The 14,870-nt window shown below is 38.8% G+C and carries 14 protein-coding genes and 1 pseudogene; 11 read left to right on the forward strand and 4 right to left on the reverse strand.

Annotation, left to right across the window (positions count from 1 at the left end):
* The 6 genes and pseudogenes from HMPREF9096_RS07065 to HMPREF9096_RS07040 form a co-directional block, all read left to right on the forward strand.
* Window positions 1-224, forward strand: a pseudogene (locus tag HMPREF9096_RS07065) (electron transport complex subunit RsxC); the annotation flags it as partial.
* The gene (gene rsxD, locus HMPREF9096_RS07060) at window positions 217-1,293 is read left to right on the forward strand and encodes an electron transport complex subunit RsxD (protein ID WP_009499913.1); all 1,077 of its coding nucleotides are present in this window, start codon (window positions 217-219) and stop codon (window positions 1,291-1,293) included. The pseudogene HMPREF9096_RS07065 and the gene rsxD, both read left to right, overlap by 8 nt.
* Window positions 1,293-1,916 carry an electron transport complex subunit RsxG gene (gene rsxG, locus HMPREF9096_RS07055; protein WP_009499914.1) on the forward strand — a complete coding sequence of 208 codons (624 nt, stop codon included), beginning with the start codon at window positions 1,293-1,295 and terminating at the stop codon, window positions 1,914-1,916. Before rsxD ends, rsxG begins: the two co-directional genes overlap by 1 nt.
* Window position 1,917: 1 nt before the next feature.
* Complete coding sequence (locus HMPREF9096_RS07050) at window positions 1,918-2,616, forward strand: electron transport complex subunit E (protein WP_009499915.1); 699 nt, start codon at window positions 1,918-1,920, stop codon at window positions 2,614-2,616.
* Between the two features lies 1 nt (window position 2,617).
* Window positions 2,618-3,253, forward strand: coding sequence for an endonuclease III (gene nth / locus HMPREF9096_RS07045; RefSeq protein ID WP_005626177.1), 636 nt, complete (start codon window positions 2,618-2,620; stop codon window positions 3,251-3,253).
* A gap of 59 nt (window positions 3,254-3,312) precedes the next feature.
* Window positions 3,313-4,686, forward strand: a complete 1,374-nt coding sequence (locus tag HMPREF9096_RS07040; RefSeq protein ID WP_009499918.1) for a sodium-dependent transporter — start codon at window positions 3,313-3,315, stop codon at window positions 4,684-4,686.
* Window positions 4,687-4,735: 49 nt separating this feature from the next.
* Here HMPREF9096_RS07040 and qseC read toward each other — a convergent pair whose 3' ends face one another.
* The 4 genes from qseC to HMPREF9096_RS07020 form a co-directional block, all read right to left on the reverse strand.
* Window positions 4,736-6,091 carry a quorum sensing histidine kinase QseC gene (gene qseC, locus HMPREF9096_RS07035; RefSeq protein WP_009499919.1) on the reverse strand — a complete coding sequence of 452 codons (1,356 nt, stop codon included), beginning with the start codon at window positions 6,089-6,091 and terminating at the stop codon, window positions 4,736-4,738.
* Complete coding sequence (locus HMPREF9096_RS07030) at window positions 6,092-6,754, reverse strand: response regulator (RefSeq protein ID WP_032803267.1); 663 nt, start codon at window positions 6,752-6,754, stop codon at window positions 6,092-6,094. It abuts the gene before it with no gap.
* Window positions 6,755-6,818: 64 nt separating this feature from the next.
* Window positions 6,819-7,184 (reverse strand): YgiW/YdeI family stress tolerance OB fold protein, encoded by a 366-nt coding sequence (locus HMPREF9096_RS07025; protein WP_005636761.1) that lies wholly within the window; start codon window positions 7,182-7,184, stop codon window positions 6,819-6,821.
* A gap of 131 nt (window positions 7,185-7,315) precedes the next feature.
* A complete protein-coding gene (locus tag HMPREF9096_RS07020; protein ID WP_009499924.1) occupies window positions 7,316-8,203 on the reverse strand; it encodes a Dyp-type peroxidase in 888 nt (295 codons plus the stop codon).
* A 182-nt stretch (window positions 8,204-8,385) separates the two neighbouring features.
* Here HMPREF9096_RS07020 and HMPREF9096_RS07015 point away from each other — a divergent pair, with 182 nt between their 5' ends.
* From HMPREF9096_RS07015 to HMPREF9096_RS06995, 5 genes are all read left to right on the forward strand, one after another.
* Entirely contained in the window at window positions 8,386-10,293 is a 1,908-nt protein-coding gene (locus HMPREF9096_RS07015) for an FTR1 family protein (RefSeq protein WP_253269206.1), read from the forward strand.
* Window positions 10,294-10,320: 27 nt separating this feature from the next.
* Window positions 10,321-10,842 (forward strand): iron transporter, encoded by a 522-nt coding sequence (locus HMPREF9096_RS07010; RefSeq protein ID WP_009499926.1) that lies wholly within the window; start codon window positions 10,321-10,323, stop codon window positions 10,840-10,842.
* 93 nt (window positions 10,843-10,935) lie between these two features.
* Window positions 10,936-12,351, forward strand: coding sequence for a Fe-S-containing protein (locus HMPREF9096_RS07005; protein WP_009499928.1), 1,416 nt, complete (start codon window positions 10,936-10,938; stop codon window positions 12,349-12,351).
* 2 nt (window positions 12,352-12,353) lie between these two features.
* The gene (locus HMPREF9096_RS07000; RefSeq protein WP_009499929.1) at window positions 12,354-13,694 is read left to right on the forward strand and encodes an ABC transporter permease; all 1,341 of its coding nucleotides are present in this window, start codon (window positions 12,354-12,356) and stop codon (window positions 13,692-13,694) included.
* On the forward strand, window positions 13,681-14,835 hold the full coding sequence (locus HMPREF9096_RS06995) for an FtsX-like permease family protein (RefSeq protein ID WP_009499931.1): 1,155 nt from the start codon (window positions 13,681-13,683) through the stop codon (window positions 14,833-14,835). Before HMPREF9096_RS07000 ends, HMPREF9096_RS06995 begins: the two co-directional genes overlap by 14 nt.
* Window positions 14,836-14,870 lie beyond the last annotated feature (35 nt).

A 14,870-nucleotide genomic window follows, 5' to 3' on the forward strand; every position in this document is an offset into this window, starting at 1 on the left:
TTGCTCGAGCAAAAGCAAAAAAACTTGCTCAAGCGAATGGAACAACAGAATCAGTTCCAAGCACTCAACCTATAGAAAGTGCGGTAGAAAAAACAGAAGAAAATTCAACCGCACTCGATCTGAAAAAAGCAGCGGTAGCTGCAGCCATTGCTCGAGCAAAAGCAAAGAAATTGGCAAAAACACAAGCAACATTAGAAAATAATCAGGAATTAAATAATGTTTAAAATGGTTAGCTCTCCTCATACTCATTCGGGGAAACTCACAGCGCGTATTATGCTTTGGGTCATGTTGGCAATGATGCCAGCTTTTTTCACGCAAATTTATTATTTTGGATTTGGCGTGGTGCTTCAATCTGCATTAGCCATTGGTACAGCAATCATTGCAGAATTTATTGCAATAAAATTACGTGGTAAAAAACCGCTAAATTATCTTTCAGATTTCAGCGTATCCCTGACTGCTTTAATTTTGGCTATGGCTATTCCACCTTATGCACCTTATTGGGTCATCATCATTGGAACACTCTGTGCAGTTTTATTAGGTAAACAGGTTTATGGTGGCTTAGGACAAAACCCATTCAATCCTGCGATGATTGGCTATGTAATTCTTTTAATTTCATTCCCATTACAAATGACAACTTGGATGCCTCCAATTAATTTATTACAGGAACCACCGACTTTTTCAGATGCGTTTTCATTAATATTTTCAGGTTTAACCACTGATGGATTCACGCTTTCACAACTTACGCATAACATTGATGGCATCACCCAAGCAACGCCTTTGGATAGCGCAAAAATTTTCTATAAAAGTCACACTCAATTAAATGATTTTTATGAATTAATTAAACTGCCGATTTTTATGGGTAATGGAACCGACTTTGCTCAAGGATGGTGGCAAGTCAACGTGGCTTTCTTAGCGGGCGGAACTTTCCTTATTTTAAAACGTGTTGTTCACTGGCAAATTCCAGTGGCGATGCTTGTTACCTTTTTCTGTTTAGCCACAGTGACCGCTTTTACTGGTTTCACACATTTAAGTGCGATTAGCCAACTCGTTAGTGGCGCAATGATGTTTGGCGCATTTTTTATTGCGACAGATCCTGTCACAGCTTCCATCACACCACGAGGAAAAATTATTTTTGGCGCATTAGTGGGGTTATTTGTCTATCTCATTCGCTATCACGGAAACTTTCCAGATGGTGTAGCATTCGCAATTTTATTAAGTAATATTTGCGTCCCACTTATCGATCATTACACGCGTCCACGAGTATCTGGTTATCCAACAAAAGGAAAAAAATAATGGGCACAGTAAAAATCACATCGCGTTACGGCATATTGTTAGGCTTTATTGCCCTACTCTGCACTGCAATTTCTGCGGGTATTTTTTTCCTAACAAAAGATAAAATTGACGCAGTGATGGCGGCACAACAACGAGAATTGCTTTTACAGGTCATTCCACAAGATTCTTTCAATAATAATCTGTTAGAAAGTGCGGTTATTCCTCAAGATAAAAATTTGGTGGGCATTCAGAAAATTTATTTTGCGAAAAAAGATGGAAATCTTTCTGCCTATGCCTATGAAACCACTGCACCTGATGGGTATTCTGGCGATATTCGCTTGCTTGTGGGATTAGATCCGAAAGGTGAAGTGTTAGGCGTACGAGTTATTGAACACCATGAAACCCCAGGCTTAGGCGATAAAATTGAACTCCGTATTTCCAACTGGATTTTAAATTTCACTCATCAATCGATTAATGAGCATAATTTGAGCGAATGGGCAGTAAAAAAAGATGGTGGAAAATTTGATCAATTTTCTGGTGCAACCATTACACCTCGCGCAGTGGTGAATCAAACTAAACGTTCAGCATTAATCATGCTAAATAATCAAGCCTTGTTACAACAGCTTTCAACACAAGTGAAATAATATGACAGATTTAACTGAAAAAAATACCGCACTTGAAGAAGAACAGATAGAAAGTACGGTTGAAAATCAACAAAAGTCCATGTGGAAAGAAATCTTTGCTCAAGGAATTTGGAAAAATAATCCTGCGGTTGTCCAACTTCTCGGGCTTTGTCCGCTTTTAGCGGTATCTAGCACAGCCACCAATGCACTGGGTTTAGGTTTAGCGACAATGCTTGTGCTCACTTGCACAAATACGGTCATTTCACTTTTCCGTAAATATATTCCGAATGAAATCCGCATTCCAATCTATGTGATGATCATTGCGACGACAGTAACTGTCGTTCAGCTTTTAATGAATGCTTATACCTATACGCTTTACCAATCACTTGGGATTTTTATTCCACTCATCGTTACCAACTGTATTGTGATTGGTCGAGCAGAAGCGTTCGCCTCAAAAAACAGCTTACTCCATTCAGTTTGGGATGGTTTCTCAATGGGATTAGGGATGGCGCTTAGCTTGACAGTACTTGGCGCATTGCGTGAAATCATTGGACAAGGTACGATTTTTGATGGCATCGAAAATCTATTCGGCGAACAAGCGAAATTTTTAACTCTCCATATTTACCATACAGACAGTAGTTTTTTACTTTTCATTTTACCTCCAGGCGCATTTATAGGATTAGGCTTGCTCCTTGCAATAAAAAATAGAATTGATAAATAAGATGAATAAATTAAAAAGAATCGAAATATTAACCCGATTAAGAGATCAAAATCCCCATCCGACCACAGAATTACAGTATAATTCGCCCTTCGAATTATTAATTGCGGTAATTCTATCGGCACAAGCAACCGATAAAGGCGTGAATAAAGCAACAGAAAAACTATTTCCTGTTGCAAACACGCCACAAGCAATTTTAGATTTAGGATTAGATGGTTTAAAAAGCTATATTAAAACTATCGGGCTTTTTAATAGCAAAGCAGAAAATATTATCAAAACCTGCCGTGATTTAATTGAAAAGCACAACGGTGAAGTGCCTGAAAATCGCGAAGCCTTAGAGGCATTAGCAGGTGTAGGCAGAAAAACAGCCAATGTTGTACTAAATACGGCATTTGGTCATCCAACCATTGCGGTGGATACCCATATTTTCCGTGTATGCAATCGAACTAATTTTGCACCAGGTAAAGATGTTGTAAAAGTAGAAGAAAAACTGCTTAAAGTCGTACCTGATGAATTTAAAGTAGATGTTCATCATTGGTTAATTTTACACGGTCGATACACTTGTATCGCACGTAAACCTCGTTGTGGCTCGTGCATTATTGAAGATCTGTGTGAATATAAAGAAAAAATTGAGTTTTAATTTTTGCGATAAAACACTCTAATTATTTACCGCACTTTTTATTAAAAATAGGAAAACAAATGACAACAAATAATAAACAGCGACAAACTTGGTCTAGCCGACTCACTTATGTCATGACTGTCGCAGGCGCAACTGTCGGTTTCGGCGCTACTTGGCGCTTCCCTTACCTTGTGGGAGAAAATGGTGGCGGAGCCTACGTTCTACTTTTCTGTATCGCAATGATCGTAATCGGTATTCCGATGATTCTCGTTGAAAACGTGATCGGCCGTCGCTTACGTGTAAACTCCATTGATGCTTTTGGCGATAAAATTCTAGATAAAGGAAAAGGCATTTCAAAATATTGGAAAATCCTTGGCTATATGGGCTTACTCGGTTCATTCGGTATCATGGCGTATTATATGGTGCTTGGTGGCTGGGTTATTTCTTATATCATTAGCCTAATCAGCGGTACCTTAGATATCTCAACACCTATTACTAAAGATGTCGCCAAAGATTTCTACGAACTTCATATCGGCAATAGCCCTTATGAAATTATGCTATACACCTTCTTATTTGTTGTGGTGAATTACATTATTTTAGCTAAAGGGATCATTGGTGGGATTGAGCGCTCTGTAAAATATTTAATGCCATTGCTATTCATCTTCCTCATTGGAATGGTTATTCGCAACGTAACATTACCTGGCGCAATGGAAGGCATTACATTCTATTTGAAACCTGATTTCAGCAAAATTACGCCACAATTATTTATCTTCGTTTTAGGTCAGGTATTCTTCGCATTAAGCCTTGGTTTTGGTGTGTTAATTACGCTTTCCAGTTACTTAAATAAAGAAGAAAACTTAATCCATACTGCAGTTATTACAGGTTTTACCAACACAATTATTGCTGTACTTGCGGGCTTTATGATCTTCCCATCTCTTTTCACCTTTGGGATTGAACCCAACGCAGGTCCAACTTTAGTATTCCAAAGTTTACCTATCGTATTCTCTCACTTATGGGCGGGTAAATTCTTTGCAATTATTTTCTTCGGCTTATTATTAATTGCTGCACTAACTACGTCTATCACAATTTATGAAGTGATCATCACCGCATTACAAGAAAAGCTCAGAATGCGCCGTGGCAAAGCGATTGTCTTAACCCTTGGTGGAATTTTTGTCTTAGGTAATATTCCAGCAATTTTAGGGGATAATGTATGGAAAGATGTCACCATTTTCGGCAAAAGCATTTTTGATTTCTATGATTATGTCAGTGGAAATATTCTCTTTATGCTGACCGCACTTGGTTGTGCTATTTTCGTTGGTTTCGTATTAAAAGATGAGGCGAAAAAAGAACTTTCTCCGACACCTGACTCAACATTCACTAAAATCTGGTTTAACTATGTGAAATTTGTTGTGCCAGTAATTATTTTAGTCATCTTTATTAGCAACCTATTCTAAAAAAGAAAAACCGAGTCTTTACTCGGTTTTCTTTTTTTAAAGGAAATGTTTATAAAAATATTTGAGCCTTTAAGCCAATTCGTTGTCCTTCTTTTAGAACATTTTCTAACCGCACTTTGAATCCGTGTAATTCTGCAATTCGCATGACAATAGAAAGCCCTAGACCACTTCCCTTTTCATTTTGTCCAGCTGGACGATAAAAACGCTGACCAAGTTTTTTCAAATCTTCCGAGTCAACGCCACCACCATTATCTTCTACAATAATCTGAGAAGATGCGATTTTCACTGAAACGGTTGTTTCTTCTGGGCAATATTTAATGGCATTATCGAGTAAATTTCTAAGCATCAATGAAACTAAAATTGGTTGCCCTTGTTTCTGCTTGGGTTCAGATTCTTTCTCAAAAGCCAAGGTAATTTTACGCTTTTCAGCCACAAAATAACGCTCAGCAATCAGCGACTGAATGATGCCTTCCCAATCAATAGGCTGTAATTCTTCCAATTCTTGTAAATTATCCAGTTTTGAAAGGGTCAAAAGTTGCTCAATTAACTGCGATGCACGATCAATCCCTTGTGTTAAATGCAAAAGCGCTTGTTCTCGTAATTCCCTATCATCACCCGCCAGTTGAGCTACTTCAGTTTGAATACGCAATGCCGCCAATGGACTACGCAATTCATGGGCGGCATCAGAGGTAAAACGGCGTTCGCGTTGTAGCATAGCCGAAGTGCGGTCAAAAAATTGATTTAAATTTTTTACTAAGGGTAAAATCTCAACGGGTAGCCCCTCAGTATTTAGCAATGACACATCACCAGATTTTCTCGTTTGAACTTCTTGGCTTAAACGTTTAATCGGTCGAAGTTCTTTATGAATAAACCATCCTAAAACGATGATCAAAATAGGCAAACTCGCAAACCAAATCCACATTTGCCCAAAGATCATTTCCTCAATTAGATCTTCTCGATAATCAAGCTCTTGCCCAACGGCAATAATCAAATTTCCATTCGCTACAGGCTGCCAGAAAATACGCCATTCATCGTCATCATTCAGCATATAGCCTTTCGCAAACCCAATTTCATTATCAAACACAAAATTATCGCCATTACGCCCATCTGTTAATAAACGTTTGCCATCTTTAGAAAAAATAGCAAAAGCTAATGCGTCATCATCATAGTTTTTTTTGAACGAATGTGGCTGGATTTTATTAATATCTTCCACATGCTCTAATAGAATATGACTAAGATCTGAATTGGCAAGGCGTTCAGCAAAAAGGATTTGTTGAGCATCGAAAACATCATTCACTTCACTGCGCACCTGCCACCATGCGACAGCAGTAGATACGCCCCACACAAAAAGTGCGGTGAAAGAAAGAACAGAAATAAGACGAAAACTTAAACGTTTGTTTTTCATTTATTGGGTTACTCCCAACGCATATCCAACTCCGTGAACTGTTCGAATAAATTGCTTACCTAATTTCTGACGCAAATTATAAATATGCACGTCTAACGCTCCGCTGCTAATTTCTTCATCCCAGCTTGATAATTTTTCTTCAATAGATGAGCGAGACAGTACGCGATCTTTATTCAGCATAAATAATTCAAGTAATTTGTATTCACGGCTTGTTAAAGAAATAGGTTGATTATTCAGCCAAACAGAACGTTGATTAGGATCGAGTTTAACGCCAGCATGCTCAATCACCGAATGATGATGACCATAACGACGACGAATAAGTGCTTGCAAGCGCGCTGCAACTTCAGCTAAAGCAAAAGGCTTACAAAGGTAATCATCTGCACCACTTTGTAAACCTTTGACACGTTCATCTAAAGTATCACGGGCAGTCAAAATCAATACTGGTACATCTTGATTCTTAGAACGCCATTGTTGTAATACATCTAATCCATCGAGCTTCGGTAAAGTTAAATCTAACACAACCGCATCATAAGGCGCAGAGGTTAAGGCATCCATTCCTGTTTTTCCATCCGTAAACCAATCTACGGCGAAACCAAGTTTGGTTAAACCAATCTGTAAACCATTGCCGATTAGATTATCATCTTCTATCAATAAAATTCTCATAAAAAATTGACCGCTCTTTATAAACAAAAACAGCGAGCTAATGCTCGCCATTTTCAAAGAATGATTATTTTACTTTTTCGATACGTAATACTTCAAGATCTGCTTTCTCGAATGCTTCGTTATCTAATTTACCGTAAACTTTCACTTTATCACTTGGATCTACATTTAAACCATTCCAAACGTGGCGTTCAATTTCCACTTTGATTTGACCTGTACCATCGCTAAACCAGAATTCATCGTCATCAATTTGTTGTGTGATATTACCCACTAAAGTGATCATTGAATTATCTGCTGCAGATAAAGCTTGTTTTACGCTAATTGCTGAAGGGGTTGCTTGTTGAAAACCGCCTTGAGTATTTCCGCCGTTAAAACCTGCAAATGCAGAAGTGGTTGCTAATGCGAAGATTGTTGCTAATGCAAATTTTTTCATAATGTTTCCTTTTTAAGTCAGTTAATTTCAAGCACCATTGCTTGGATGTGTGTATTAAAACAAATAAATCTTAAGAAAAAGTTAAGAAACATAAAAAAACCTAAATTTTTTTAATTTAGGTTTTTCATAAATTAAAGTTTATTCAACTGCTCAATAGATGGTGCGTAATAATAAGCGCCCGTTACAGCCTTAGTGAAACCTAAAATGCGGTCAGTTTTTCCATCTTTTTCACCAAACATATTAAGTAACTGTTGTTCAATGTTATAAAGCGTTGCACAGTAAGCAATAAAGAATAATCCGTGCGTACCGCTGGCAGTGCCATAAGGCAAGCTTTGACGTAAGATTTTTAATCCCTTGCCATTCTCTTTTAAATCTGTACGACCAACATGAGAAGTATCCGCCTTATCTTCCATTTCTACGCTATCCGTTTTAGTGCGTCCAAACACATTTTCTTGTTTTGCTGTATTTAATTTTTCCCATTTAGAGAGATTATGTTCATAACGTTGAGTAAACACATAACTCCCATCTTTATCATTGCCATTTGAAATTAAGGCCACTTCTGCTCGTTGTGCATCTTTAGGATTTTCAGTTCCATCAATAAAACCTGTGAGATCTCGTTCCTCCACCCAACGGAAACCATGAATTTCTTGCTGAACGTCAATAGCTTGAGCAAAAGCATTCACTGCAGCTTGTGCCACAGAAAAATTAACATCAGGGCGTAATGATTGAATATGCACTAAAAGATCAGTTTGTGTACTAGGCGCAGTTAAATCACCTTTTCCTAACGTGACAAAAGGTTTAAGCTCTGGTGCGTCCTGCCTACCAAGGGTTTTCCAAGCTTTATCACCGAAAGCAACTACCGCCCCCAAACGTGCATCGGGATAAGTTTGTTGAAGCTGTTCTAAGCGAGTAAGGAATTGGCGAGCCGCCGCTGGAATCTGAGAATAATCTGAGATATTTGCTTCTAAAAATACGCCTGCTTTGCAACCATCAAGCAAAATACCAGTTTGTGCTGTCATAAAAATCTCCTAAAAGGGCAATTGGAAAACGCTTGCATTATACATGCAGCCATTAAAAAATCTTAAATATTCAAATAAAACTTGATCTAAGTAGCAAAAATTCAAATTTATTGTTGAGATTTTTTCTCATTAGATATATCTTTCAAATACGAATGGATTTCATTTATAAGGTTGTTAGTTCTATGCCGTACCTTTTACGCTATATCAGCATATCTTTACTATTTTTATTTTCTCAAACAGTCTTTGCCGATAACTATCAAAAATGGGTTGATGACATCACTCAACGCTTGAATCACACCGAACAACTTCTTAAAGAAAACAAAATTGATGATGCCAAAACCGAAGTACAAATGGCCTATTTTGAAATATTTGAAAATTTAGAAGGGCCGATTCGCATTAATTTTTCAGCGCAAAAAAGCTACCAAATGGAAGCTACTTTTGGTGAAATTCGCAAAATGATTGGCGAAGGTAAACCAATGAATGAGGTTCAGGCCAAAATCAACGGTTTAAAAAATGAATTACAGCAAGTTTTACCTTCTCTTGTTGAAGGACATCAACTCAATGCTGATAGTCAGCATGGCGTTTATGATAATCAAGCCATCAAACCTTATTGGCAACAAAGTTTCAAAACCATTGATGATTTTATTGCTCAAGCCATTAGTGCTTATGAAAGCGGTGATTTTGCCAATGCTAAAAAAGCATTCCAACAAGCCCAATACGACGGCTACAAAAACTCTGAAATGGAAATGTCGGTTAGAACTAACCGCTCTTCTGAAATTTCAGCAGCAATCAATCAACAATTCTATAATTTGATTCGTTTGAGCGAACAACCTGATCAAATGACAGAGATTGCTTACCAAAGCACACAACTCTTACAAGATATTGAAGAACAACTTCCTAATTTGCCAACTACTCGCGATGAACAAAACGCTCAAGCGACACAATCACAAGCGCAAACTTCAGATAACGTTGCAGAGCAAGATTGGGCAAAAATTACGACTGAAATCAACCAACGTATTCAACAAGCTATTACCCTTTATGAACAAGGCGATGCGAAAAAAGCCATGCTTGCGGTGCAAGACACTTATTTTGATATATTTGAAAGTTCTGGCATGGAAAACAAAGTTGGCTCTCGCGATAGCAATTTTAAAGCGGAATTAGAAGGTTATTTCACTCGTTTAGTCAGTCTGATGAAAGCGGGAAATGGCGACAAATTACAAGAACAAGCTGCAGGTTTAAGCCAAAACTTAGCGAAAGCCGTTCAAATATTGCAAGGTGGCGAACAAAGTGATTGGTCCATGTTCTTATATAGCTTGCTTATTATTTTACGTGAAGGCTTAGAAGCGTTATTAATCGTTGCTGCTATTGTGGCTTATATGGTGAAAAATAATCATCACAACAAATTGCCAGTTATTCGCCAATCCGTTTATGTGGCGTTAGGGGCAAGCGTCGTTACCGCATTCATCTTCCAACTTATTTTTGAAAACTCAGGGCAAAACCGCGAATTGCTTGAAGGTTTCACAATGATTATTGCGGTCTTTATGCTGTTTAGCATGAGTTACTGGTTGCTTTCTAAAGTCGAAGCACAAAACTGGAAACGCTACCTCGAAGGCAAACTTTCAACGGCATTAACAGCAGGCTCTCTATTCGGCTTATGGCTGACCAGTTTCCTCGCAGTATATCGTGAGGGTGCAGAAACCGTATTGTTCTATTATGCCCTAGTTGGCGATGCAAAAAGTGCGGTTAGTTTAGCCTATCTTTTTGCTGGCTTTATTTGCGGGGTGATTTTACTGGCGATTTGCTACTTTATAATGCGTTACACCGTGGTTAAATTGCCATTAAAACCATTCTTTATGTTTACCGGTTCGTTTATGTATTTAATGGCATTTGTATTCGCTGGCAAATCTGTACTTGAACTTATTGAAGGTAAACTGTTTGAACCAACATTAATTAACGGTGTACCAGAAATTTCGTGGTTAGGTGTTTATCCTTATGTGGAAACCCTTGTGCCACAAGCAATCTTAATTCTTGCTGCTATTTTTGCTTTGTTTGTTATGAAATATCAAAGCAAAAGAGCGGTTTCAAATTAACTCAAAACTCATCTCAGGAGAGAAACTATGAAAAAAGCACTTCTTAGCGCAAGTTTATTAGCAGGAATGTTTGCAGCAACTTCTGCTTACGCATTCCAAGAATATCCAATCGGTGAATCGGTTACCATGAATGACATGGAAATTGCAGCGGTTTACTTAAAACCAGTAGATATGGAACCTCGCGGCATGGGCTTACCTGCAGCAAAATCGGACATTCACTTAGAAGCAGATATTCACGCGGTGAAAGGTAACAAGAACGGTTTTGGTGAAGGTGAATGGATGCCTTATTTAACCATCAACTATACCTTAGTCAATACCGATACTGGTGCTAAACAAGAAGGTACCTTCATGCCAATGGTTGCTGGCGATGGCCCACACTATGGCGCAAACATCAAAATGATGGGCGTGGGTAACTATAAATTAACTTACCATATCGATCCGCCACCAAAAGCAGGTATGCACCGCCATACTGATGAAGAAACTGGTGTGGGTCGTTGGTGGAAACCATTTGATGTAAATTATGAATTTAAATTTACTGGTTTAAAATAATAACTAAGGGTGGGCTTCTGCCCACCAATTAACAATCAGACATGAAAAAACGGTGGGCTAAAACCCACCCTACCATTTAAAAATCCTCTTTCTATGACTTATTTTTTCATTTTTGTTCTGCAATCTCTTTTGCCAATTTTGCTTTTACTCGGTGCATCTTGGGCAATTAAAAAAGGCAATATTTCGCCTAAAATGCTTATTTGGCTAAGCCTTATTGGCTTAGCTTTGGGTGTTGTCCTACGACTCAATATTCCTAATGGACAAACCAGCAATCTTATTCTAACCATCGGTTTCTTAATTATCTTCTTACTTTTTGCAATCAGCCAATGGAGCAAATCATCAAATCTTGCCGCATTCTGGCAATTTGCATTAATGCTTATCGCGGGAGCAACTTGGGCGAAGGATCCAAACATCACCGCACTCACCAACACAGATGTCATCAACACTGATTTTATTTTAAATATAAGTGCGGTCATTTTTGGCGTAATTTTTAGTTTGGCCTCAAGTGCATGGCTCTATTTCTTACTTAAACAGCAACAAAAAACACAAGGGAAATCCACCGCACTTTTTGCACTCAGCTTTTTACTTTTTATCGTGTTAATTCTTCCGCTTGTAGCAGAACTACTGCTCACCTTAATGAAGTTACAACTCATTGAACTCACCAAAGTGCGGTTAAGTTTTGTGGCAAAATCAGGGGAAATCACCGCTTGGCTCAATATCATTTGTGTTGTGTTAATGCTAGTTGTTTTATGTATTTTTACCATTCAAACACATTCAAAACGTTTCAGAGAAGCAAAAGCCGAAAAAGATCTGATTGAAAAACGCAAAAAATTGGCTTTCGTACAAACATCAAAACGCACCATTTACTGGGGCATATTGGGTATTTTATTTGTTGCTGCAAGCCAACTTTATTGGGAAAAAGTTGCCTCTCAACCGCCACAACTTTCTGAAGCAGTTCCTGTACAACTGAATGACAAAAATGAAGTGCATTTAGCACTAGAGCCACTTAAAGACGGTAAACTTCACCGTTTTGTTTGGATTGCAGATGATGGCAAAGCCGTACGCTTTTTCATTATCAATCGCCAACCGAATAAAGTCAGTATGGCGGCAGTATTCGATGCTTGCCTACTCTGCGGCGATCAAGGCTATGTCATGCAAGGCAATCAAGTGGTCTGTGTTGGTTGTGGCGTGCATCTCTTTATTCCATCTATCGGTAAACCGGGCGGTTGCAACCCTGTACCGATTGAAAATTGGCAACAAACTGACAATGAAATCGTGATTTCTCGTAAAAGCCTTGAAGATGGCTTAAATCTATTCAGTACGATTGTGGAAATTGAAGTGCAAGATCCGATTAGTGGCGCCAAACTCAAAAACACTAAAACTGAATATAAATATAGCCACGAAGGGCATACTTATTTCTTTGAGAACGAAAAAAATCTCGATTTATTCCGCGATAATCCCGATAACTATCTCGGTATTAACAAAAACGAAAATCCAAAAGGGGAATAACAATGCTTGCTAGAATGTTATTTCAATCTTGGCGATTTGGTATCAAACGTAAATTACTCGCCATTATCACTATTTTCTTAGCCGCTGGTTTAGTCTCTGCGCTGCTTGCTGTTTCCATTGATATTGGTGACAAAATGGCGAAAGAGCTGAAATCTTACGGTGCCAATATTTTGGTAGAGCCAGCCAGCAATGCGGCATTGCCTGATGAACTCAGCCATAGCGCGTCATTATCTAGCCAAGATTTTTTAGATGAAAAAGAGCTTCCCAACATCAAAGATATTTTCTGGCGAAACAATATCGTGGGGTTTGCCCCGTTGCTTTCAGCAAATGTGCAAGTGACAAAATCTTCACAAAATTCCACCTCACTTTCAGCCCCAAAAACGATTAATATGCTTGGTACCTTCTTTGATCATAATATTGCCGTACCCGATGAAGAAGATTACCACACTGGGCAACGAATCATTAGCCCTTATTGGAAAGTTGAAGGGGAATGGGTTGATGATTTAAACAATAACTTTAGCGAGATCGTCCCTGCACTTGCTGGCGAACAACTAGTCAAAAGTAATGCTTGGAAAATTGGCGATAAACTTAGCTTAAGCTACACAAACGATAACGGCGAAAGCCAACAAAGTGCGGTAGAAATTAAAGGCATTTTAAGTACGGGTGGAACAGAAGATAATCAGCTTGTGATGCCCCTAAGTGCGGTACAAAATTTGCTGGGTTTAGAAGGCAAAGTGCAATCCGTTCGTGTATCTGCCCTCACCGTGCCTGAAAATGATCTTTCCCGTAAAGCGCGCGCCAATACGGATGCCTTAGATGCGGAAGCCTACGACCGTTGGTATTGCACCGCTTATGTTTCTTCAATTTCTCATCAATTAGAAGAAGCCATTTCTGGCGCAATGGTTCGCCCAATTTGGCAAGTCGCTGCATCTGAAGGTGTAGTCATTGGCAAAATCCAACTCTTATTGGCGGTAGTTACCTTCGCGGCATTAATCGCTGCGGCAATGGGTATAGCTTCCTTAATGAGCGCAGGAATTATCGAACGCTCAAAAGAAATTGGCTTAATGAAAGCACTGGGCGCTTATCAATGGCAAATTACCTTACTGTTCTACTGTGAAGCGGTGTTAAGTGCATTAGTAGGCGGAATATTTGGCTGTTTAGCCGGATGGGGATTAGCCAAATTTATCGGTGCCGCATTATTCGGCGCACCTCTTGATTTTGCTTGGATCGTCGTACCTTGTGTTCTCGTACTCTCCATTCTTATTGCTGTGATTGGCACTTGGTTCCCTGCACATAAAATCACTAAACTTTACCCTGTCGAGGTGCTTTATGGCAGAGCATAAAAGCGCAAAAACTCAAAGCATGTTCTGGCGATTAATTTTCCGCGCGTTGCGATTACGCCTCCAACGAGTATTCATTATTTTCACCGCACTTACAGTGGGGGCAAGTATCGTCACTGCTATGGCAGCGGTTTACTTCGACATCAACACCAAAATGAGCCAAGAACTGCGTACTTTCGGAGCAAATTTCTACATTGGTTCAGCCGATGGTGGAATGATGAATCAAGCAGAATTAAACGCAATTTTGCAAAAAGCACCCGATGGTTTTATCACGGCTGCCAGTCCTTACCTTTATGGCGTCGCACGCAGTGATTTGGAAAAAATTGTTCTGATGGGCGTAAATTTTGATGCCATGCGCATCCTCGCCCCTTACTGGCAAATTACAGGATCAGCAATCAATGTAAACTTTGATGATCGCAATGCGATGATCGGGAAAACCCTTGCTGAACGATTACATGTTAAAGTGGGAGACAGCCTACAACTGTCTAAAAATGCCGTAGAAAAACACAGTTTCAACATTAAAGGAATTGTAGAAGCCGGTGATGCAACTGACAATATGCTTATTGTAAATGTTGAATTTGCACAAAATTGGTTGGATAAAGAAGGCGTAGTAAACAACGCATTACTCAATGTACAAAATGAGCAAGGCGTCAGTACAGTGGATCAATTTGCCGAAAAAATCATGCAACAATATTCTGATTTAACCGCTCGCCCAATCCGTAAAGTTTCCGCTTCAGAAGGACAAATTTTAGAAAAAATTAAAGGCTTAATGGGCTTAATTTCCCTTGTGATTTTGGTGCTTGCAACCTTATGTGTGAACACCACATTAATTGCCATTGTCGGCGAACGATCCAAAGAATTTGCCTTACAAAAATCACTGGGTGCAAAAAAATTTGACATCATTCGCCAAATCAGCACTGAAATTTTAATTATCGCGTTTTGTGCCATTATTATCGGACTTGGCTTGGGGTATTTATTAGCCCAAGTATTGGGAATAACTGTATTCAAATCTTATATTGATATGCGATTACCAGTGTTACCAATTACGGTTGTACTTTCGTTATTAGTGGCATTTGTGGCTGTTATTATTCCAACACGCCGAGCATTGAGTATTAATGTAGCGAATGTGTTGAAGGGTGAGTAAAAGTGAAGTGCTTATAAATTAAATAATAAAAGAGA

The sequence above is a fragment of the Haemophilus sp. oral taxon 851 str. F0397 genome (assembly GCF_000242295.1).
Classification (GTDB): domain Bacteria; phylum Pseudomonadota; class Gammaproteobacteria; order Enterobacterales; family Pasteurellaceae; genus Haemophilus.

Excerpts from the sequence above, each read along its gene's own strand:
- rsxD (WP_009499913.1), top strand. The coding sequence starts at position 217 with ATGTTTAAAATGGTTAGCTCTCCTCATACTCATTCGGGGAAACTCACA.
- rsxG (WP_009499914.1), top strand. The coding sequence starts at position 1,293 with ATGGGCACAGTAAAAATCACATCGCGTTACGGCATATTGTTAGGCTTT.
- HMPREF9096_RS07050 (WP_009499915.1), top strand. The coding sequence starts at position 1,918 with ATGACAGATTTAACTGAAAAAAATACCGCACTTGAAGAAGAACAGATA.
- nth (WP_005626177.1), top strand. The coding sequence starts at position 2,618 with ATGAATAAATTAAAAAGAATCGAAATATTAACCCGATTAAGAGATCAA.
- HMPREF9096_RS07040 (WP_009499918.1), top strand. The coding sequence starts at position 3,313 with ATGACAACAAATAATAAACAGCGACAAACTTGGTCTAGCCGACTCACT.
- qseC (WP_009499919.1), bottom strand. The coding sequence starts at position 6,091 with ATGAAAAACAAACGTTTAAGTTTTCGTCTTATTTCTGTTCTTTCTTTC.
- HMPREF9096_RS07030 (WP_032803267.1), bottom strand. The coding sequence starts at position 6,754 with ATGAGAATTTTATTGATAGAAGATGATAATCTAATCGGCAATGGTTTA.
- HMPREF9096_RS07025 (WP_005636761.1), bottom strand. The coding sequence starts at position 7,184 with ATGAAAAAATTTGCATTAGCAACAATCTTCGCATTAGCAACCACTTCT.
- HMPREF9096_RS07020 (WP_009499924.1), bottom strand. The coding sequence starts at position 8,203 with ATGACAGCACAAACTGGTATTTTGCTTGATGGTTGCAAAGCAGGCGTA.
- HMPREF9096_RS07015 (WP_253269206.1), top strand. The coding sequence starts at position 8,386 with ATGCCGTACCTTTTACGCTATATCAGCATATCTTTACTATTTTTATTT.
- HMPREF9096_RS07010 (WP_009499926.1), top strand. The coding sequence starts at position 10,321 with ATGAAAAAAGCACTTCTTAGCGCAAGTTTATTAGCAGGAATGTTTGCA.
- HMPREF9096_RS07005 (WP_009499928.1), top strand. The coding sequence starts at position 10,936 with ATGACTTATTTTTTCATTTTTGTTCTGCAATCTCTTTTGCCAATTTTG.
- HMPREF9096_RS07000 (WP_009499929.1), top strand. The coding sequence starts at position 12,354 with ATGCTTGCTAGAATGTTATTTCAATCTTGGCGATTTGGTATCAAACGT.
- HMPREF9096_RS06995 (WP_009499931.1), top strand. The coding sequence starts at position 13,681 with ATGGCAGAGCATAAAAGCGCAAAAACTCAAAGCATGTTCTGGCGATTA.